The organism is Streptomyces sp. NPDC032822 (assembly GCF_055578825.1).
Genome location: NZ_JBVIOL010000016.1, coordinates 1 through 19,974, shown reverse-complemented (window position 1 = coordinate 19,974; position 19,974 = coordinate 1). Strand labels below are relative to the sequence as shown.

Sequence of the window (19,974 nt, the reverse complement as noted above, 5' to 3'; positions counted from 1 at the left end):
GGAATCCCGGGTTTTTCTGGAGGTGCCGTCGCTGCGGTTCGGGGGTTTCGTGCCCACCGGTCCACGGGCTACCAGGGTATCAGCGCCCGGAGGAGATGGCTTCCGGCCACGCTCTGCACACGCGCCGACACAGACCCGTACGACCTCACGGGTTTCTCACCGGCTGCTCACCCGTTCGGCCCATCCGCGTTGCCCGGAGCGGCACCCAGATCATCTACGTGCGTCGTATCCTGCTCGGACACTCGCTGACCGAGCCTGGCCGGCAACACGGCACCACCCCCGCCCGTAAGCACCGGAACAACGAGAGCTCGTCAGTTCGTTGAGCATCAGTTGTCGTTTTGCCTCACAGCGGCTCGAACTGTTTTGCTTCACCGCTCAACGACGCATCACAACGACGACGCATTACACCGACCCCCTTGACCGCACCAAGCGACAGCCCCCTGTTTTCCTGGGGGGTGACGTGGCCGTTCGACTGGAGTTGCACGTGGCCGGGCGCATCGAAGACTACGCACTCATCGGAGACATGCAGACCGCTGCCCTGGTCTGCCGGGACGGCACGGTGGACTGGCTGTGCCTGCCCCGCTTCGACTCGCATGCCATCTTCGCCGGTCTGCTCGGCACCGAGGAACACGGTTTCTGGCGGCTCGGCCCGGCCCACGCGGCCGACGCCGCACCGCCCACCGCGGCCCGGCGCAGCTACCGCGGCGACTCCCTGATCCTGGAGTCCGAGTGGGACACCCCGCGCGGCACGGTCCGGGTGACCGACTTCATGCCGCCGCGTGACGGCGCCCCGCAGCTGATCCGCATCGTGGAGGGCATCTCGGGCCGCGTCCCGATGCGCTCCGCGCTCCGCATGCGCTTCTCCTACGGCCGGGTCGTCCCGTGGGTGCACAAGCACGAGGGCCGCACGGTCGCCGTCGCGGGCCCGGACTCGGTGTGGTTCGACACGGAGGCGGAGACGTACGGCAAGTCGCTGACGACGTACGCCGACTTCACGGTCGCCCCGGGTGAGCGGATCGCGTTCACCATCTCCTGGGAGCCCTCGCACAAGCAGCCGCCGCCGCTGCCGGAGCCGGAGCAGTCGCTGGAGGCGACCGCCGACTTCTGGCGGGACTGGGTCGAGCACTGCACGTACCACGGCCCGTACCGCGAGGCGGTGGTCCGCTCCCTGATCACGCTGAAGGCCCTGACGTACGCCCCGACGGGTGGCATCGTCGCCGCCCCCACCACCTCCCTGCCGGAGGAGATCGGCGGCGTCCGCAACTGGGACTACCGCTACACCTGGCTGCGGGACGCGGCGATCACCCTCTCCTCGCTGCTGCGCACCGGCTACCGCGAGGAGGCCCGCGCCTGGCGCGAGTGGCTCCTGCGCGCGGTCGCCGGCGACCCGGAGAACCTGCAGATCATGTACGGCATCGCGGGCGAACGGGAGCTGGGCGAGGCCGAGCTGGACTGGCTGCCCGGCTACGAGAACTCGGGCCCGGTCCGGGTCGGCAACGGCGCCGCGCACCAGCTCCAGCTGGACGTGTACGGCGAGGTCACCGAGGCCCTGCACCTGGCCCACATGACGGGCCTGGCCCGCAACGACTACGCGTCCCTGCTCCAGTTGAAGCTGATCCGCTACCTGGAGGACCACTGGGACGAGCCGGACGAGGGCATCTGGGAGGTGCGCGGCCCGCGCCGCCACTTCGTGCACTCCAAGGTGATGGCCTGGGTCGCGGTGGACCGCACCATCAAGCTGATCGAGTCCGGTGACGCGGACGGCCCGCTGGAGAAGTGGCGCGAGCTGCGCGACGACATCCACCGGGACGTGTGCGAGAAGGGCTACGACAAGGAGCGCAACACCTTCACCCAGTCGTACGGCTCGAAGGAGCTGGACGCCTCGCTGCTCCTCATCCCGCAGATGGGCTTCCTGCCTCCCGACGACAAGCGGGTGATCGGCACCATCGAGGCGATCCAGCGGGAGCTGTCCACGTCGGACGGCTTCATCCTGCGCTACCCGACCGACGGGGAGGCGGAGGGCGTCGACGGCCTCCCCGGCGACGAGGGTGCCTTCCTCGCCTGCTCGTTCTGGATGGCGGACGACCTCGCGATGATCGGCCGCGTGGACGAGGCCCGCAAGCTGTTCGAGAAGCTGCTCGGGCTGCGCAACGACCTCGGTCTGCTGGCGGAGGAGTGGGACCCCCGCCTGCAACGCCAGGTCGGCAACTTCCCCCAGGCCTTCAGCCACGTCCCCCTGATCGACACGGCCCTGCGTCTGACGGCTTCGGGCGCGTACGGCGGCTGAACAAGCCACCCTGGCCGCGCCCGCCCGGGCTGGAAGCCGACCATTGCCCCCTTCCGGAAGGGAGGGGCGGCCATGGCTTCCGGGCCGTGTACTCCTTCGGGCTCCGGGAGGATCCCGCGGACGACGAGCGCTGCGTCCGGTGGGTCCGTGACGTCCGCGCCGATGCCCAGCCGTGGAGCACCGGCGCGGTCCACCTCGGCTTCATCGGCGACGAGGGCGGCGACCGGGTCGGTACGACCCCGGCAACGTCGTCCGCTTCCGCCACGGCATCAGGCCGGCCTGAGCGCCCTCAGTGTCCGCTCCCCCGCCGGATCGCCCGCCGTGGCCGGCACCAGCGCGATCTCGTCGAGCCCGGCCTCGGCGTAGGCGTCGATCCGGGCCCGTACGGTGTCGAGGTCCCCGACCAGACCGACCACGCCCGCGGCCGTCGGCGGCAGCGCCCGGACGAGGGTGTCCCGGTCGGCGCCGGCCGCGGCCGACTCCACCGCCTCGCCGAGGCCGGCCGCCGTGAACATGTCGCGGTACCCCGGCACGGTCAGATACCCGGCGATGCTCCCCAGCAGCTGGGCGAGGGACTCCGGCTCCGGATCGACGGCCGCGGGCAGCCAGGCGGCCAGTGTGGGCGGTGTACGGCCCGCCCGGCCGGCCGCGGCGAGCAGTTCGGCCCGCAGCGCGCGGACCTGCTCCGGCGAGACGAGGTCCAGCAGCATGCGGTCGGCGTGCGCGGCGGCCGTGGCGATGGCCCGGTCCCCGAACGCCGCCACGGTGAGCGGGCCGCCGGGCGGCGGGAGCCGACGCCGGAAGGGGCTGTCCGGGACGACCGGCTCCCCCGGCGCCCCGTGCAGCAGTCGCCGGACGGCCGCCGCGCTCTCCTCCAGCGCGGCGGCGGGCCGGACCCGGGGCCGGCCGTGCACGCCCTCGACGACCCGCTTGCTGGAGGTGCCCAGGGCCACCCCGGCCGGGCGGCCGGTGAGCGCCGCCACGCCCGCCGTGCCCCGGGCGATCGTGTACGGGTCGCGGACGGACACCGGCACCGGACCGGCGGTCAGCGCGACCCGTTCGGTGGCCCGCCCGATCGCCGCGGCCAGCACGAACGCGTCCCAGGTCGGGCCCTCACCCGCCCACACCTCGCGATACCCGAGCCGGTCGGCGAGTACCGCCACCCGCACCGGCTCGTCGACCGGGCTGTCGTCCTCCCGCCCCACGGCGACCACGCTGATGTCCATGCCCCGCCGCTACCCCGGGGCGACCGCCCCAATCCGGCACCGTGCCGGGCGCGGGCCCTCGTCGACGGTCTCCGCCGATCGGCTCCGGGCCGGCTCGGAGATGTTGCCGGACCGTGAGCGCAGGTAGCGTCCGCCCCATGGACAGCGCGAGGGACAGCGGATTCGACACCCAGGGCGCCGGGATCACCGTGCGACGCGCTCTGGAGCTGCCCGGCCTGCGCAGCGGGCTGCCCGAGATCCTGGCGGGCGCGGACCGGCTGGGGCGGACCGTGCGCTGGGTGCACGCGGGCGAGGTGCCCCACATCGCCTCCCTGCTCAAGGGCGGCGAACTGCTGCTGACCACGGGGTACGGCCTGGGCACCCGGCCCGCCGAGCAGCGCGCCTTCGTCCGCACCCTCGCCGAGCGCGGTATCGCGGCCCTGGTCGTCGAGCTCGGCCCGCGTTTCACCCGGCTGCCCGCCGCCCTCGTCGACACGGCACGCGCGGCCGGTCTGCCGCTGGTCCAACTGCACCGCGAGGTGCCCTTCGTGGCGGTCACCGAGGAGATCCACACCGAGATCGTCAACGGCCACTACGCGCTGCTCCAGCGGGCGGAGGAGGTGCACCGGCGTTGCACGGAGGCCCTGTTGGGCGGCGGCGGGATCCCCCAGGTGCTCGGCATCCTGGCCGACTTCGGCGGCAACCCCGTCTTCCTGGAGACGACGGACGGACGCCTCCTGTACGCCGCCGGGTCCGGCCCCGAGGGCGCCGACCCGCTCCAGGTGTGGGAGGGCCTGCGCGGCCAGCACCAGGACACCCCGCCGGCGGGCTCGGTCCTGGTGGACGTGCCGGGCGGCGGCCCCGGGACGGGCTCGGTCCGCGCCCGTCTCGTGCTGCTGCCGGTGCGGGCTCCCCTGGCCCCCGTGCACCGGATGGCCGCCGAGCGCGCGGCGGGCATCCTCGCCGTGGTCCTGATGCAGGCCCGGCAGGAGGAGGAGTTGGCGGCGCGCGGACGCGGCGACTTCCTCACCGACCTCGCCGAGGGACGTATCGCCGCCGAGGACGCGCCCGCGCAGGCACGCGTGCTGGGCTTCAAGCCGGGAGAGAGCCCGCTGCTGCCGGTGGTGATGCGTCTCGGGGACGCCCTCTCCGCGGGCGGCGGCTGGGCGGTCCTGGCCCGCGCGGTGGCGGAGGAACTGGCCTCGGTGGGGGTGCCGGTCCTGTTGGGCGTACGCCCTGTCGAAGGCCGTGTCCCCCTGCTGGTGGGCCTGCGTGCGGAAGCGGAGCGGTCGGCGGTCGCGGACCGGGTCGCGGCGGCGCTCAGGACGGGCGTGGAGCGGGCCGGGATGCGGCGGCCGGGTGCGCAACCGCCGGTGGTGGTCGTCGGCGTCGCGGGCGGCTGGGCGGCGGCCTCGGCGGGCCTGAGACACGCGGCGGAGACGGCGACGGCGGCCCAGGGGCTCTCGGACCGGCCCTGGCACGATGCCCGCCGCCTGGACATCGAGCTGCTGCTGTGGCGGCTGCGCGACCATCCGGACCTGGCGGCCTTCGTGGACCGCGCGATCGGCCCGGTCCGCGACCACGACCTCCGTTCCAGGCCGCCGCTGCTGCCCACCCTGGAGACCTACTTGGCGCACGCGGGCCGCAAGGCGGAGACGGCCCGCGAACTCCACCTCAACCGGCAGACGCTCTACAACCGCCTCGCCCGCATCGCAGAGTTGCTGGGCACCGACCTCGACGACCCGCAGACGGTACTGGCGTTGAGCCTGGCGCTACGGGCCCGCAGACTCGTCCCCTAGATCCCGCGGAGGCCCTGGAGCAGCGGAACCCCTAGATGAGGGGCCGTGGCTGGGTCAACTCGTCGTAGACGCTGAGGACCTGGGCGACGGTCTCGTCCTCGGTCGGCCAGGTGGCCGCCTGTCGTACGCCCTTGTCCCGCAGCGCGTCCTGCCGCCCGGCATCGCCGAGCAGCCGTACGACGGTGTCGGCGAAGGCCTTCGCGTCGCCGGCCGGGACGAGTTCGGCCGCGTCACCGACGAGTTCGGGGATGCCGCCCCCGTGGGCGGCGACGAGCGGCACGCGCGCGTGCAGGGCCTCCTGGGCCAGGACGTCCCGTGACTCCCCGCCGCTCGGCAGCAGCGCGAGGTCGGCGGCGGCGAGCAGGTCGCCGATGTCGTCCCGCCGGCCGAGCAGCCGGACCGGCAGTCCCTCGTCCTCGATCCGCCGCTGCAACTCGGCCCGCATCGGCCCCTCCCCGGCGATCACCACCAGCGGCACGGGGTCGAGGCGGCACCAGCCGCGCGCGGCGTCCAGCAGCAGGTCGTAACCCCGGCGCCGGTCGAGGGAGCCGACGGCCATCAGCAACGGGCGTCCGGTGGCCCCGAGTTCGGCGCGCACCTTGGGCCGCAGCCGGTCGGGGTCCTCCTGCTCGACGGCCTTGCCGGGGCCGGGCAGCGCGACGGCGGCGAGCCGGGCGTCCCGCGCTCCCGTCCGGCGGGCCCGGTCCACCAGGGCCGAGGTGGTGCCCAGCACCACGGCGGCGGTCTTCACCACCCGCCGCTCCAACAGGCGCAGGAAATGGGCGCGCGCGCCCTCGACATACGCCCGGTCGTGCCAGGTGACGATGAGCGGGGTGCGCCGCCCGCTGAGGGCGAGGACCGCGCGGAAGGAGGCGTGCAGCCCGTGCGCGTGCACCAGGTCGGCGTTGGTGCACGCCATCCGCAGCGCGGCCACCGAGCCGGGATCGCTGCTGCGCGGCACGTGCACGTGTTCGGCGCCGGCCCCGGTGAAGTCGTAGGCGCGATCGGCCTCGGCGGGGGCGCACACCGTGACCCGCACGCCCCGTGCCACCAGCCCCGAGGTCAGGGAGCGCACATGCGCGCTGCTGCCGGCGTTGCCTCCGCCCAGCACCTGTACGGTGCGCAGCGGCGACTGGCCGTGGGGTGAGTGGCTGCTCACGGGGGTCACGTGGCCGGGGCTCCTGGTTCGGCGTCGGGCGGTCACGAGGAAACGTACAGAAGGTGTCGGGCGGAGGGGTGTACCGCGCGCTTCCTACGCGTTGCCGCGTTCTCCTCCAAGGATGCCAGTACGTACGGGTGTTCCGGGAACGCCGGCCGCCGGCCGGCCTGGCGGCACGGCGGATCGGGTCACCCACACGAGTGAAGGAATCGGCAGTTCCGCACGAACGTGCCCATCCTGGCCGCCCGTCACGACCCGTCCGCCGAACGCGCCCACGCGCTCACCCTGTCCCCGTACCCGGCCGCCGCGACGACCGCGACGGCGTGCGCGAGCAGCCCGGCCCGCCCGTTGCCCGCGACCACCGCGGTGCCCAGGGCCGCGCCCAGCGCGTGCGCGCCCGTGTCGCCGATCATCGCGCGCTCACCGAGGTCGTCGGGCAGCACGGCCGCCGCGGCCCCCATGACAGCCGCGGCCTGTGCCGCTCCGGGCCCCTTCCTCAGCAGCCCCGGCGCGCCGAGTGCGAGGACCGCAGTGGCGGCCCGCCCCGGGCGTACGTCCACCAGGTTCACGACGTGCGCGGCCCCCGCGATCACCACACCGGCCAGGACCCTGTCGACCGCCCGCTCCTTCAGCAGGGCTCCCGCGACGAGCCCGGCCGCGGAGATCCCGAACAGCTTCACGGCCCCGCTGGTGACCTCTCCGTCCCGCAGAGCGCCGAGATGCGCGCGGAACCCGCGCCGGGCCCCGGCGGCCAGCACGGCGAACCCGGCGGCGGGCCGCACCCGGCCGACCCCCACGGCCGCGGCGAGCGCGGACGCGGGGCCGGCGTACAACGTGACGGTCCGCCCGGCGTGGTTCCTCCGCTCCCAGCGGTCGGGGCCGCCGGGGGCCCTGGTACGCAGGGCGGCGGTGGCGGCCCGGGTGAGGGCGGCGGCGAGTACGAACGCGGTGGTCCTGGGGGCGCGGGTCATCGCGCCCCCCGACACAGGCACCCTGGACCCCTAGCCGTCCGCCCGGGCCGTCGCCAGCAGTTCTTCCGCATGGGCCCGGGCCGTCTCCGAGTCCTCCTGGCCGGCCAGCATCCGGGACAGTTCCCGGACCCGGTCCTCGCCCTCCAGCACCTTCACCCCGGACCGGGTCACGGACCCGTCGTTGGTCTTCTCCACCAGCAACTGCCGGTCGGCGAAGGCGGCCACCTGAGGCAGGTGGGTCACGACGACGACCTGCGCGGTCTTCGCCAGCCGGGCCAGCCGCCGCCCGATCTCCACCGCGGCCTTGCCGCCGACCCCCGCGTCGACCTCGTCGAAGAGATAGGTGGGCACGGGGTCGGTCCCCGCGAACACGACCTCCACCGCCAGCATCACGCGCGACAGCTCACCACCGGACGCGCCCTTGGCGATGGGCCGGGCCGGCGCGCCGGGATGCGGCGCCAGCAGCAGTTCCACCTCGTCGGCACCGGCCGGCCCGTACGCGACGGTACGTCCGCCGACCTCGACGCCCTCGGGGTCCTCGGTCTGCCGGATGTCGAAGGACACGCGCGCGTGCGGCATGGCCAGCGAGGCCAGTTCGGCGGTCACGGCCGCCGCGAACCGGTCGGCGGCCTCCGTCCGCGCGTCCGTCAGCGCCTGTGCCAGCCCGCCCAGTTCGGTCCGCAGCGCGTCCCGCTCGGCGGTCAGCTCCCCGATCCGCTCGTCGTCGCCGTCCAGTTCGGTGAGCCGCGCGGCGCTCTGCTCGGACCACGCGAGGACGGCGCCGACGTTCTCACCGTACTTCCGCGTCAGCGTGGTCAGCGCGGCCCGCCGCTCCTCGACGGCCGCCAGCCGCAGCGGGTCGGCGTCGAGATCGTCGGCGTACCCGGCGAGTTCGCCCGCCACGTCACCGAGCAGGATCCCCAGCTCCGAGATCCGGTCGGCGAGCCCGGCCAGCGCGGGGTCGTAGGACCGCACGGCGTCCAGGGCCCGCTGCGCGCCCGCCACCAGCGTGGCCGCGTCGATGCCCTCGGGGTCCTCCGGATTGCCGGCGACAGCCGCGTGGGCGGCCGTGGCGGCGGACGACAGGGCCTCCGCGTGCCCGAGCCGCTCCGCTTCCTCCGCCAGCTCCACGTCCTCGCCCGCGCGCGGTTCGACACCGGCGATCTCGTCGAGGCCGTAGCGCAGCATGTCGGCCTCCTGGGCCCGTTCACGCGCGCGGGTGGTGATCTCGTCGAGCTCCACGGCGACGGCCCGCAGCCGCCGATAGGCCCCGGTGTACTTGGTCAGCGCCCCGGTGACGGCCGCACCCGCGTACCGGTCGAGCGCCTGCCGCTGCCGGGACAGCTTCAGCAGCCCCTGCTGGTCGGTCTGCCCGTGCACGGCCACCAGGTCGTCGGCGAGCTCGGCCAGCAGCCCGACCGGCACACTCCGCCCGCCCAGGTGCGCCCGGGAGCGCCCTTCGGCGGAAACGGTACGGCTGATGAGCAGCGCGCCGTTGTCCAGCTCCGCCCCGGCCTCCTCGGCCCGCAGAACGGCCGAGTCGCCCGGGGACACACTGATCCGCCCCTCCACGACCGCGTTCTTGGCCCCGATCCGCACGAGCGCCGCGTCGGCACGACCGCCGAGCAGCAGCCCCAGGCTGGTGACCACCATGGTCTTGCCGGCGCCCGTCTCACCCGTGACCGCGGTGAAGCCGGGCGACAGTTCGACAACCGCGTCGTCGATGACTCCGAGCGACCGTATCCGCATCTCCTCCAACACGGACACGACCTTACGAGGTCGGGGAGGGGAAGTGCGACGGACCCCGGCCTTGTGGTGTGAAGGTGCAGGTAACGAATGCGCACACCCGGCACTTGTCACCCACCCGAGTGGAGACGCCCAAGGGGAGCGGGGCCGTGTCGAGGTGCGGCTCCGCCGCGTGGGCGCGACCAGCGGCAGGCGCGCGCACGCGGCGGAGCCACCCCCTGGAGAGCGCTATTGCGGCGCGCCCCGCCATCCCGACACCGGCAGCGCGAACTTGGCCACCAGCCGATCGGTGAACGAGGCATGGTGCAACCGGGCCAACCGCACCGGCACAGCGCCCCGCCGCACCTCGACACGCGCCCCCGGCGGCAACTCCATGGTCCGGCGCCCGTCACACCACAGCACACCCGGCGGGATGTGCGGCAGCACCTCCACCGCCAGCACCGAGTCCGGTGACGTCACCAACGGCTTCGCGAACAGCGCGTGCGCGCTGATCGGCACCATCAGCAACGCCTCGACCTCGGGCCACACCACGGGCCCGCCCGCCGAGAACGCGTACGCCGTCGACCCGGTCGGCGTGGACAGCACGATCCCGTCGCACCCGAACCCCGTGACCGGCCGCCCGTCGATCTCCAGGACGACTTCGAGCAGCTTCTCGGCGGAGACCTTCTGCACGGCCGCCTCGTTCAGCGCCCAGTCGGTGTGCACGATGTTCCCGTTCTGGTGAACGACGACATCGACGGTCATCCGCTCCTCGACCTCGTAGGCCCTCGTCACCACCCGGTCGACGACCTTGTCGAGATCGTCCCGCTCGGCCTCCGCGAGGAAGCCGACGCTGCCCAGGTTGACGCCGAGCATCGGCACCCCGGACGCCCGCGCGAACTCGGCGCCGCGCAGCAGCGTCCCGTCGCCGCCGAGCACGATGAGCAGCTCGCAGCCCTCCAGGCACTGCGGGGTGGCCTCCTTGACGAGTTCCACCTCGTCCGTGAGGGGCAGGTCGCGGGCCTCGTACTCAAGGACCCGGACACCGATGCCCTCGCGCAACAGCCCCTTGACCACGAGTTCGGCACTGCGGATCGCCGCGGGCCGCCCCGTGTGGGTGAGCAGGAAAACAGTACGAGCTCGGTTCTGGCTCAACGCGGCCCCTCCGCCACTGCACGGTCGACATCGGCCGGGTCCAGTGCGGGTGCACCCGACCGCAGCCACAGAAAGTACTCGACATTCCCGGACGGACCGGGCAGCGGGCTGGCGGTGACCCCGTTCACGCCGAGCCCCAGTTCCCCCGCCCGCCGGGCCACCGCGCACACCGCATCGGCGCGCAGCTGCGGACTCCGTACCACTCCCCCACTGCCCAGCCGCTCCTTCCCCACCTCGAACTGCGGCTTGACCATCATCACCAGATCGGCGTCCGGCTTCACGCACCGCACCAGGGCGGGCAGCACCAGTCCGAGCGGGATGAAGGACAGATCCCCCACGACAAGATCCACAGGCTCCCCATCGATCGCTTCGAGCGTCAACTCGCGTACGTTCGTACGGTCCTTGACGGTGACGCGTTCATCGCTCCGGAGAGACCACGCGAGTTGTCCGTACCCGACGTCGACGGCGACGACGTGTGCGGCTCCCGAGCGCAGCAGCACGTCCGTGAACCCGCCGGTGGACGCGCCGGCGTCGAGCGCCCGGCGCCCCTCGACGACCAGCCCCCGCGGGACGAATGCCGTGAGCGCGCCGGCGAGCTTGTGGCCGCCCCGGGAGACGTAGTCGGGGTCGCCGTCGTCGGTCGCCACCAGGATGGGCGCCGCGGTCTCCACCTGGGTGGCGGGCTTGGTCGCGACGGTCTTGCCGACGGAGACCCGTCCGGCGGCGATCAGCTGACTGGCGTGCTCGCGCGAGCGCGCCAGCTTCCGGCGGACCAGCTCCGCGTCGAGACGACGGCGTGCGACTCCTGCCACGTTCGGTTCAGCTCCTGCTCTGGTACGGCGTGGGGGGCGCCGGAGGTCCCGGGCGGGCGTCGAGCGCGGTGAGCGCGTCGCGCAGCCCCCGGTGTACATCCTCGTACACCTCCATGTGTCCGTCCGTGGCGAGGTGGTCGGTGTCCGCGAGCCGCTCCAACCGGGCGTCGACCTCGACGTTGCCGGTGGGGGTGCGGGGGACGTGCAGCGGGGCGGGGGCGGCGGGGTCGTACTCGGGTTCGACCGCGGGGCCGGCCTCCGTCGCTTCCGCCGGCGGACCGGCCTCGGGCGCAGAGTCGCTCATGCCCAGACGCTACCTCGAAGCGCTGGGGTAACGTCGAGCGCGATGGCCACGATCGAGGAGTGCCGCGCCGCACTCGAAAAGCTCTCGGACAACCTGCGGACCGCCGACGGCGACGTCCGTGCCGCGGCGGCTCTGGACCGCTCGGTGAGCTGCCGGATCACCGACCTCGACGTCACCTTCGTGGGCCGTCTGACCGACGGCCGCATCAAGGTGACCGAGACACTCCAGGGTCCGCCGCCGAAGAAGGCCGAGATCAGACTGACCATGGCCGGCGACGACCTGGTGGCGCTGGTCGCCGGCGAGCTGAACTTCGCGAAGGCCTGGGGGTCGGGCCGGGTGAAGCTGGAGGCGGGCCTGCGGGACCTGCTCCGCCTCAGGAAGCTTCTGTAGCGGCCACCTTCTCCGCCTCCACCCGCGGGGCCGCGTCGGCCCGCGCCGCAGCCTTCGTCGCCGTACGTGCCTTGCGCGCCGCCGGCACCACCAGGGGCGTCCCCGTCTCCGGGTCGTCGATGACCTGGCAGCGCAGCCCGAAGACCTCCTCGACCAACTCGGCGTCGACGATGTCGCTCGGGGCGCCCTCGGCGATGATCCGGCCCTCCTTGAGGGCGATCAGGTGTGTGGCGTACCGGGCTGCGTGGTTGAGGTCGTGCAGCACGGCGACGAGCGTGCGGCCCTGCTCCTCGTGCAGTTCGGCACAGAGGTCCAGGACGTCGATCTGGTGCTGGATGTCGAGGTAGGTCGTCGGCTCGTCGAGCAGCAGCAGCGGGGTCTGCTGGGCGAGCGCCATCGCGATCCACACGCGCTGGCGCTGACCGCCGGAGAGTTCGTCGACGTACCGGTCGGCGAGTTCGGCGACCCCGGTCCGGGTCATGGACTCCTGGACGACCCGCTCGTCCTCGGTCGACCACTGGCGCAGGATGCCCTGGTGGGGGTACCGGCCGCGGCCGACGAGGTCGGCGACGGTGATGCCGTCGGGCGCGATCGACGACTGCGGGAGCAGGCCGAGGGTGCGCGCGACCTTCTTCGCCGGCATCGACTGGATGACGTTCCCGTCGAGGAGCACCCGGCCCTGGTTCGGCTTCAGCATCCGCGACAGCGCCCGCAGCAGTGTGGACTTGCCGCACGCGTTCGGGCCGACGATCACGGTGAAGGAGTGGTCGGGTATCTCGACCGACAGTTCCTCGGCGATGACCCGCTGGTCGTAGGCGAGGGTCACCTTCTCGGCGGAGAGGCGGTTCACAGTGCTCCTTCGGGTGTTCTCGTTCGCCGTGCCGCGCTTCTCGGGCCGGGATTCCTGGTGCGGGTTGGTGTCCGGGCCGGTGTCCGGGTTCGTGTCCTGGCTCATATCCGGCCCGCCTTGCGCTCGCTGACCAGCAGCCACAGCAGGTAGACACCGCCGAGGACGCCGGTGACCACCCCGACGGGCATCTGGTCGGCACCGAAGGCGCGCTGCGAGATCCAGTCGGCCGTGACCAGGAGGGCGGCCCCCATGCACAGGGACGGCAGCAGGTTCGGGCCGGGCGAGCGGGTCAGCCGGCGGGCCAGTTGCGGCGCGGTGAGCGCCACGAAACTGACGGGGCCGGCGGCCGCGGTGGCGGCCGCGGTGAGCAGCACGGCCGCCACCAGCAGCAACAGCCGTACGCGCTCGACGCGCACTCCGAGGGCGTACGACACGTCGTCGCCCATCTCCATCATCCGTAGCCCGCGCGCGTTGGCGAGGACCAGCGGCACGAGCACCGCGCACAGGGCGAGCAGCGGCCAGACCTGGTCCCAGTCCCGCCCGGTGAGCGAGCCGGTCATCCAGACGAGCGCGCGGGCGGCGTCGACGATGTCGGAGACGGTGAGCAGATAGCCGTTGATCGCGGTGACGATCGCGGAGACGCCGATACCGACCAGGACCAGCCGGTAGCCGTGCACCCCCTGTTTCCAGGCGAGCAGATAGATGGCGAGACCGGTCACCAGGCCGCCCACCAGCGCGCCGAGGGTGACCTGGGTGGCGCTGCCGGAGAACACCACGATCATCACGAGCGCGCCGGCGGTCGCTCCCTGCCCGAGTCCCAGGACGTCCGGACTGCCCAGCGGATTGCGGGAGACAGCCTGGAAGAGCGCACCTCCGAGGCCCAGCGAGGCGCCGACCAGGAGCCCGACGAGGACCCGTGGCAGCCGCAGCTCGTTGACGATGAACTCCTGTCCCGCGTTGCCCTCGCCGAAGAGCGTCTTCAGCACGCCCGCGGCCGGGATCGGGAAGTCGCCGGTGCCGATCAGCACCACGCTCGCGGCGAGCGCGGCGAGCAGCAGCAGGGCGACGACGGTGACGGCGCGGACGTCCAGCCGCAGCGAGAGCCCGCCCGGCGTCCTGATGGCACGGTTGGTCCTCACAGCTGCGCCGTCCTCCGCCGTCGTACGAGATAGATGAAGACCGGGCCGCCGATGATCGCGGTGACGATGCCGACCTGGAGTTCCGAGGGCCGGGCCACGATCCGGCCGATGACGTCGGCGCCGAGCAGCAGCACCGGCGACAGGATGGTCGCGTAGGGCAGGATCCACCGCAGGTCGGGCCCGGTGAAGGACCGTACGACGTGCGGGACCATCAGCCCGACGAACACGATCGGCCCGCACGCGGCGGTCGCCGCCCCGCACAGCACCACGGCAGAGAGCATGGCCAGCGCCCGGGTGCGGTTGAGGTTGGCGCCGAGGGCCTTGGCGGTGTCGTCACCCATCTCCATGGCGTTCAACGGCCGGGCCAGCGCGAGCGCGAGGAGCGTGCCCCCCGCGATGAACGGCAGCACCTGGAGGATGGCCGAGTTGCTCGCCGAGGTCAGTGAGCCGACGGTCCAGAAGCGCATCCTGGAGAGCGCCGCGGTGTCCGTGATCATCACGGCCTGGAGATAGCCGTAGAGCGCGGCACTGATCGCGGTGCCGGCGAGCGCCAGCCGCACCGGCGTCGCGCCCCTGCTGCCGCCGAGGAACCAGACCAGCGCCCCGACGGCGGCGGCGCCGGCGAACGCGAACCAGACATAGCCGCTCAGCGAGGTGACACCGAAGAAGGTGATGGCGGTGACGACCGCGGCGGACGCGCCGGCGTTGATGCCGAGCAGTCCGGGGTCGGCCAGCGGGTTGCGTGTGAGCGCCTGGAGCACCGCCCCGGACAGGCCGAGCGCCGCACCCGCGAGCAGCCCGAGCAGGGTCCGCGCCAGCCGGTCGGCGACCACGACGTCGCCGTACGTTCCCGAATCCTGGAACAGGCCGTGCCAGACCTGTCCCATGGACAACGCCTTGGCGCCGATCGCGATGCTCGCCAACGCGACGAGCAGCAGGATCACCACGGACACGAGCAGCCCAAACGCTCGTACCGCCCGGCGGGTTGGAGGCGCGGGGGCGGTCTCCGCGCGCTGTTCGGGAGGACTCTCTACCAACACGCAGTTAGGTTAGCCTACCCTCGCATTCAGCCAAATCCCGTGGTCAGGACGTACCCGCGCTCACAGGAACGAGCCTCGCACGGGCCGGCGGTACGAGCACCGGACGGGCAGGCATCCCGCCACCCGAGGGGTACCGCTACGGCTCACAGACCCAGCCGTGCCAGCGACTTCCCTCCGTCCAGCTCGCACACACCCTCTCCGGCCGCCGTCCAGGCCGCCGCGCACAGCGCGCGCAGTCCGTCCAGGGCCTCGCCGTCACCGTCGAGTTCCAGCCGCTCGCCAGCGGCCCGGGCGATCCAGCCGCCGCACCGGAATCCGTCGCCCTCCTCGGTGACCTCCGGCTGCCCGGTGAGCATGCCCCGCAGATCGGCGTCGACATAGGTCGGCCGGTGCTGCGGCGGGGCGGCCAGCAACTGCGCGCCGTCCGTCACCCCGGTGAGGACCAGCAGCGAGTCCACCTCGCCGTTGAACGCGCCCTCGATGTCCGTGTCCAGCCGGTCGCCCACCACCAACGGCCGCGTGGCCCCGGTCCGCAAGATGGTCTCCCGGTGCATCGGCGGCAACGGCTTGCCCGCCACCTTCGGGTCGGCGCCGGTCGCGATCCGCACGACCTCCACCGCCGCCCCGTTGCCCGGGGCGATCCCGCGGGCGCCGGGAATCGTCAGATCGGTGTTGGACGCGAACCACGGCACCCCGCGCGCGATGGCGTAACACGCTTCCGCGAAACGCCCCCAGGGCAGGTCCGGCCCGCCGTACCCCTGCACGACCGCCACCGGCTCGTCCTCCGCCGACTCCACCGGCTCAAGGCCCCGCTCCCGCAGCGCCACCCGCAGCCCCTCGCCGCCGATCACCAGCACGCGCGCCCCCGCGGGCACCTGCTCGGCGATCAGCCGGGCCACCGCCTGCGCGGAGGTGATGACATCCGACGCCTCCGTCGGTATGCCCAGCTCGGTGAGGTGCTCGGCCACGGCGTCAGGCGTCCGCAGCGCGTTGTTGGTGACATACGCGAGGCGCATTCCGCCCTCGTGCGCGGTGGCCAGCGACTCGACGGCGTTCGCGATCGCGTTGCCCCCCGCGTACACCACCCCGTCCAGGTCGAGCAGCGCCGTGTCGTACGCCTCGCTCAGGGCCTGCCCACTGCCCTCGGGCTTCGTCCTGACGCCCTGGCTCATTCCGCATCGCTCCTCGTTCGCTCGCTTTCCCCCGATCATCGCGCATGCCACTGACACACGTACGATGCCGGGATGAACCCAGCAGGTCACTCGGAAGCAACGGCGCGCCGAGGCCTGGAACTCACCCCGTTCCGAGGCCTGCGCTACGACCCCGACCGGGTCGGCAGCCTGGCCGCCGTGACCTCACCGCCCTACGACGTCGTCGTCCGCCCCGACGGTCTGCACCACCTCCAGTCCGCCGACCCGTACAACATCGTCCGACTGATCCTCCCGCAGGCCGGTACCCCCGAGGCGCGTAACGAACAGGCCGCGGACACCCTGCGCCGCTGGCTGGCGGAGGGGGTCCTCACCACCGACCCCGAACCGGGCCTGTACGTCTACGAACAGCGCGACGGCGACGGCCTGCTCCAGCGTGGCGTCATCGGCACCCTGCGCCTGTCGGAACCCTCGGAGGGTGTGGTCCTCCCCCACGAGGACGTCATGCCACATGTGGTCGCCGACCGTGCGGCGCTGATGCGCGCCACTTCCGCGAACATGGAGCCCCTGCTCCTGACGTATCGCGGGGACGGCACGTCCTCCGCCACCGCCGAGGTCGTCGAGCGCGTCGCCGGGCAGCCCCCGCTGCTCGCCACCACCACGGAGGACGGCTGCCGCCACCGCCTGTGGTCGGTCACCGACCCCGCCGACCTGGCCCGTGTCACCTCCGACCTGGCCCGGCACCAGGCCCTGATCGCCGACGGCCACCACCGCTGGGCCACCTACCGGCGTCTACGCGCGGAGCATCCCTCTCCCAGCCCCTGGGACCACGGTCTGGTCCTCCTCGTCGACACCGCCCGCTACCCCCTGCGCGTCCGTGCCATCCACCGCCTCCTGCACGATCTGCCGGTCGCGGCGGCACTGGCCCCCCTGGAGGGCCTCTTCCGGGTCCGCCGCCTGGAGGTACCGCTCGCGGAGGCCCTGGACACCCTGGCCGACGCGGCCTGTGCCGGCAACGCGTTCCTGCTGGCGGGCGACGGCGCCTTCCACCTCGTCGACCGCCCCGACCCGGCCCTGCTGGCCCGCACGATCCCCACGGACCGTCCGGCGGCCTGGCGCACCCTGGACGCGACGGTCCTGCACGCCACCCTCCTCGACCACGTCTGGCACATCCCCGAGGACTCCCCGGCCCACATCGCCTACATCCACGACACCGCCGCCACGGTGGAGAAGGCGGAACACGACGGCGGTACGGCGGTCCTGATGCACCCGGTCCGCGAGGAGGTCGTCCGCGACCTGGCCCGCCAGGGCGTCACGATGCCCCGCAAGTCGACGTCGTTCGGCCCCAAGCCGGCCTCGGGTCTGGTGCTGCGCGCCCTGACCGCCTGAAGGCCCGCACTCCTGACATGTGAAAGGGCGGGACCCCCTGTCGGGGGTCCCGCCCTTTCACTCACTCACCGACGTCAGTCCTTGTGGTCGGACGCGCCATCCTGCTCGTCCGCCTCGACCGTGCGGTCCTCGACAACATCGACATCGACATCGACGTCACCATCGGCGCCGTCGTCCTCGTCGTCGTCCACATCGTCTTCGTCCTGGACTTCCTCGACGACAACGGCTTGCGCGGGCGCGTCATCGGACTCGACATCGCCCTCACTCTCGCCCTCGCCCTCGCTCTCGTCGAAGGCGTCGACGAACTCCACACCGTCAAGCTCCGCGAGCCGGTCCGACGCGTTCGTGCTGCCGTCCTTGTCGGCCTCGATGGCCTTCGCGAACCACTCCCGGGCCTCGTCCTCCCGACCGGCCGCGACCAGCGCGTCGGCGTACGCGTACCGCAGGCGCGCGGTCCACGGCTGAACGGAGTTGGAGGCGAGCTCGGGGCTCTGCAGCGTCACGATGGCCGCGTCCAGCTGCCCCATGTCACGCCGGGCACCGGCCGCGACGAGCCGCATCTCGACCTGACCGGCCTTGTCCAGCTTGTGCACCTCGGGCGTCCCGGCCATGTCCAGCGCCTTCTCCGGCCGCCCGAGCCCACGCTCGCAGTCGGCCATGACGGGCCACAGGTCGACACTGCCGGTCATCCGCCGCGCGGCACGGAACTCCGCGAGCGCCTCGCTGTACTTCTGGTTCGCGTACGCCGCGAACCCACCGGCCTCGCGTACGGCGGCGACGCGCGACGCCAGTCGCAGGGCCACCTTCGAGTAGGCGTACGCCGCCTCGGGGTCCTCGTCGATGAGCCGCGCCACCATCACCAGGTTCTTGGCGACGTCTTCGGCGAGCCCCTTCGGCAGGCTCTGCAGCTCCTGCCGTACGTCCTTGTCGATCTCGTCGCCCGTGACGTCCTCGGGGATCGGCAGCCGCCTGATCGGCTCCCGGTCCCGGTCACGCTCGTCACGGAAGTGCCCGCCACCACGCCGGTCGTCGCCACCACGCCGATCGTCACGGTCGCGGAAGCCACCGGGACGCCCAGCTCGGTCGTCTCGCCGGGGCCCGCGGGGAGCACCACGGTCGTCCCGGCCACGGAACCCACCGCGCTCGCCACCCCGGTCACCCCGGTTGTCGTCACGTCGGTCATCCCGACGGTCATCACGCCGGAAGCCACCGCGATCCCCGCGGTCGTCAACCCGGCGGTCGTCGCGCCGGTCATCACGACGGTCGTCGCGGCGGAACTCGGGACGATCGCCGCGGTCGTCCCGACGGAAACCTCGGTCCCGGTCATCGCTACGGAAGCCACGGTCCCGGTCGTCACGGCGGAAACCGCCACGGTCACCACTGTCACGCCGGTCATCGCGACGGTCGTCACGGCGGGGCCCAGAAGGACGGTCGTCGCGCCGGTCATCCCGACGGTCATCACGGCGAACGAAGCCGCCACGGTCGTCGCCCCGACGGTCGTCACGCCGGCCGGCGTAACCACCGCGGTTGTCATCGCGACGGAAGGGAGGACGGTCCCCATCTCGACGCTCTACGCGGTCTCCACGATCACCGCGGTCGTCACGACGGAACGGGGGGCGGTCGTCATTGCCCCGGAAAGAGGGACGGTCACCGTCACGCCGGAACCCACGGTCCCGGTCATCACGGCGGGGTCCGGCAGGGCGGTCGTCACGACGCGCGCCAGCGGGACGGTCGTCTCGACGCGGCCCAGAAGGACGGTCGTCACGGCGGGGCCCGGCAGAACGGTCGACACGACGCGGCCCAGCAGGGCGATCGTCACGGCGGAAGGCCGGACGAGACCCTCGGTCACCATCGCGCCGGTCATCACGCCGATCGTCTCGCCGCCCGCCGACCGCGCCACGATTGTCGTCGCGCCGGAACCCACCGCGGTCCCCGCGGTCGTCACGGCGAGGCCCAGAAGGGCGGTCGTCACGGCGAGGCCCGGCAGGACGGTCGTCACGACGCGCACCGGCAGGACGATCGTCACGACGCGGCCCAGAAGGGCGGTCGTCACGGCGGGGTCCGGAAGGACGGTCGTCACGGCGCCCGAAACTGCCGCGATTGTCATCACGACGGAACCCGCCACGGTCGGCGCCGCCGGCCCGGTCATCGCGTCGGTCGTCACGACGGACATAGCCACCGCGGTCGTTCCCACCGCGGTCGCTGCTGCCACCACGGTTGTTGCCGCCACGGTCGCTACCGGTACGCGGGGTGTCTCGACGGTCGTTGTCCCGGCGGAAGCCGTCACGGTCTCCGCGGAATCCGCCCCGGTCACCCCGGTCACCACTGTCCCGTCGCCGCTGGTCGCGCTCCGGTCGGTCGTCGGGAGAGTTGGTGGACATCGGTGACTCCTGTCTTCGGTACTGCAAGTCATTCTCGCGCAGCCGACTAATCGGCGCGCTCCGGAAAAACAAAAAAGGACCCCTGGCCCCAGCTGAACGCTGGGGACCAGGGGTCCTTCCAAAAATTGTTCGGCGGCGTCCTACTCTCCCACAGGGTCCCCCCTGCAGTACCATCGGCGCTGTAAGGCTTAGCTTCCGGGTTCGGAATGTAACCGGGCGT

17 protein-coding genes, 1 rRNA gene and 2 pseudogenes are annotated in these 19,974 nt (G+C 72.9%); 5 read left to right on the top strand and 15 right to left on the bottom strand.

The window, feature by feature from the left end; genetic code table 11:
- Nucleotides 1-484: 484 nt before the first annotated feature.
- On the top strand, nucleotides 485-2,287 hold the full coding sequence (locus ACZ5VD_RS33830) for a glycoside hydrolase family 15 protein (protein ID WP_468552190.1): 1,803 nt from the start codon (nucleotides 485-487) through the stop codon (nucleotides 2,285-2,287).
- A gap of 86 nt (nucleotides 2,288-2,373) precedes the next feature.
- Nucleotides 2,374-2,570: pseudogene (locus tag ACZ5VD_RS33825) on the top strand (FAD-binding protein); the annotation flags it as partial.
- Here the strand turns inward: ACZ5VD_RS33825 and ACZ5VD_RS33820 are convergent.
- Nucleotides 2,557-3,513 carry an LLM class F420-dependent oxidoreductase gene (locus tag ACZ5VD_RS33820; protein WP_468684420.1) on the bottom strand — a complete coding sequence of 319 codons (957 nt, stop codon included), beginning with the start codon at nucleotides 3,511-3,513 and terminating at the stop codon, nucleotides 2,557-2,559. The pseudogene ACZ5VD_RS33825 and the gene ACZ5VD_RS33820 sit on opposite strands and share 14 nt — an antisense overlap.
- Before the next feature lie 137 nt (nucleotides 3,514-3,650).
- Here ACZ5VD_RS33820 and ACZ5VD_RS33815 point away from each other — a divergent pair, with 137 nt between their 5' ends.
- A complete protein-coding gene (locus ACZ5VD_RS33815; protein WP_468684419.1) occupies nucleotides 3,651-5,291 on the top strand; it encodes a PucR family transcriptional regulator in 1,641 nt (546 codons plus the stop codon).
- Between the two features lie 31 nt (nucleotides 5,292-5,322).
- Here ACZ5VD_RS33815 and ACZ5VD_RS33810 read toward each other — a convergent pair whose 3' ends face one another.
- From ACZ5VD_RS33810 to ACZ5VD_RS33785, 6 genes are all read right to left on the bottom strand, one after another.
- Nucleotides 5,323-6,459: a glycosyltransferase family 4 protein gene (locus ACZ5VD_RS33810; RefSeq protein ID WP_468552173.1), complete on the bottom strand. Its 1,137-nt coding sequence runs from the start codon at nucleotides 6,457-6,459 to the stop codon at nucleotides 5,323-5,325.
- Nucleotides 6,460-6,698: 239 nt separating this feature from the next.
- Nucleotides 6,699-7,421 (bottom strand): hypothetical protein, encoded by a 723-nt coding sequence (locus tag ACZ5VD_RS33805; RefSeq protein ID WP_468684418.1) that lies wholly within the window; start codon nucleotides 7,419-7,421, stop codon nucleotides 6,699-6,701.
- A gap of 30 nt (nucleotides 7,422-7,451) precedes the next feature.
- Entirely contained in the window at nucleotides 7,452-9,182 is a 1,731-nt protein-coding gene (recN, locus tag ACZ5VD_RS33800; RefSeq protein WP_468552175.1) for a DNA repair protein RecN, read from the bottom strand.
- Between the two features lie 213 nt (nucleotides 9,183-9,395).
- Nucleotides 9,396-10,301, bottom strand: coding sequence for an NAD kinase (locus ACZ5VD_RS33795; RefSeq protein WP_468552176.1), 906 nt, complete (start codon nucleotides 10,299-10,301; stop codon nucleotides 9,396-9,398).
- Nucleotides 10,298-11,113 carry a TlyA family RNA methyltransferase gene (locus ACZ5VD_RS33790; RefSeq protein WP_468552177.1) on the bottom strand — a complete coding sequence of 272 codons (816 nt, stop codon included), beginning with the start codon at nucleotides 11,111-11,113 and terminating at the stop codon, nucleotides 10,298-10,300. Before ACZ5VD_RS33790 ends, ACZ5VD_RS33795 begins: the two co-directional genes overlap by 4 nt.
- Before the next feature lie 7 nt (nucleotides 11,114-11,120).
- On the bottom strand, nucleotides 11,121-11,417 hold the full coding sequence (locus tag ACZ5VD_RS33785; protein WP_468552178.1) for a hypothetical protein: 297 nt from the start codon (nucleotides 11,415-11,417) through the stop codon (nucleotides 11,121-11,123).
- Between the two features lie 42 nt (nucleotides 11,418-11,459).
- Here ACZ5VD_RS33785 and ACZ5VD_RS33780 point away from each other — a divergent pair, with 42 nt between their 5' ends.
- Nucleotides 11,460-11,807, top strand: a complete 348-nt coding sequence (locus tag ACZ5VD_RS33780) for an SCP2 sterol-binding domain-containing protein (RefSeq protein WP_468552179.1) — start codon at nucleotides 11,460-11,462, stop codon at nucleotides 11,805-11,807.
- On the opposite strand, the gene ACZ5VD_RS33775 is transcribed toward ACZ5VD_RS33780, so the two are convergent.
- From ACZ5VD_RS33775 to ACZ5VD_RS33760, 4 genes are all read right to left on the bottom strand, one after another.
- Nucleotides 11,791-12,762: an ABC transporter ATP-binding protein gene (locus tag ACZ5VD_RS33775; RefSeq protein WP_468684416.1), complete on the bottom strand. Its 972-nt coding sequence runs from the start codon at nucleotides 12,760-12,762 to the stop codon at nucleotides 11,791-11,793. The genes ACZ5VD_RS33780 and ACZ5VD_RS33775 overlap by 17 nt on opposite strands.
- Nucleotides 12,759-13,796 (bottom strand): FecCD family ABC transporter permease, encoded by a 1,038-nt coding sequence (locus ACZ5VD_RS33770; RefSeq protein ID WP_468684414.1) that lies wholly within the window; start codon nucleotides 13,794-13,796, stop codon nucleotides 12,759-12,761. The genes ACZ5VD_RS33775 and ACZ5VD_RS33770 overlap by 4 nt, the downstream gene beginning before the upstream one ends.
- Nucleotides 13,793-14,836: a FecCD family ABC transporter permease gene (locus tag ACZ5VD_RS33765; protein WP_468684412.1), complete on the bottom strand. Its 1,044-nt coding sequence runs from the start codon at nucleotides 14,834-14,836 to the stop codon at nucleotides 13,793-13,795. Before ACZ5VD_RS33765 ends, ACZ5VD_RS33770 begins: the two co-directional genes overlap by 4 nt.
- A gap of 143 nt (nucleotides 14,837-14,979) precedes the next feature.
- Nucleotides 14,980-16,008 (bottom strand): HAD hydrolase-like protein, encoded by a 1,029-nt coding sequence (locus tag ACZ5VD_RS33760; RefSeq protein WP_468684410.1) that lies wholly within the window; start codon nucleotides 16,006-16,008, stop codon nucleotides 14,980-14,982.
- A 72-nt stretch (nucleotides 16,009-16,080) separates the two neighbouring features.
- On the opposite strand from ACZ5VD_RS33760, the gene ACZ5VD_RS33755 reads away from it, so the two are divergent.
- Entirely contained in the window at nucleotides 16,081-17,373 is a 1,293-nt protein-coding gene (locus ACZ5VD_RS33755) for a DUF1015 domain-containing protein (protein WP_468684409.1), read from the top strand.
- Nucleotides 17,374-17,447: 74 nt separating this feature from the next.
- On the opposite strand, the gene ACZ5VD_RS33750 is transcribed toward ACZ5VD_RS33755, so the two are convergent.
- The 4 genes and pseudogenes from ACZ5VD_RS33750 to rrf all read right to left on the bottom strand — a co-directional run.
- The gene (locus ACZ5VD_RS33750; RefSeq protein WP_468684519.1) at nucleotides 17,448-18,338 is read right to left on the bottom strand and encodes a tetratricopeptide repeat protein; all 891 of its coding nucleotides are present in this window, start codon (nucleotides 18,336-18,338) and stop codon (nucleotides 17,448-17,450) included.
- A complete protein-coding gene (locus ACZ5VD_RS33745) occupies nucleotides 18,230-18,934 on the bottom strand; it encodes a hypothetical protein (RefSeq protein WP_468684521.1) in 705 nt (234 codons plus the stop codon). Before ACZ5VD_RS33745 ends, ACZ5VD_RS33750 begins: the two co-directional genes overlap by 109 nt.
- A pseudogene (locus tag ACZ5VD_RS33740) lies at nucleotides 18,867-19,349 on the bottom strand (DEAD/DEAH box helicase); the annotation flags it as partial. The gene ACZ5VD_RS33745 and the pseudogene ACZ5VD_RS33740, both read right to left, overlap by 68 nt.
- Nucleotides 19,350-19,881: 532 nt before the next feature.
- Nucleotides 19,882-19,974 (bottom strand): 5S ribosomal RNA (gene rrf / locus ACZ5VD_RS33735); the annotation flags it as partial.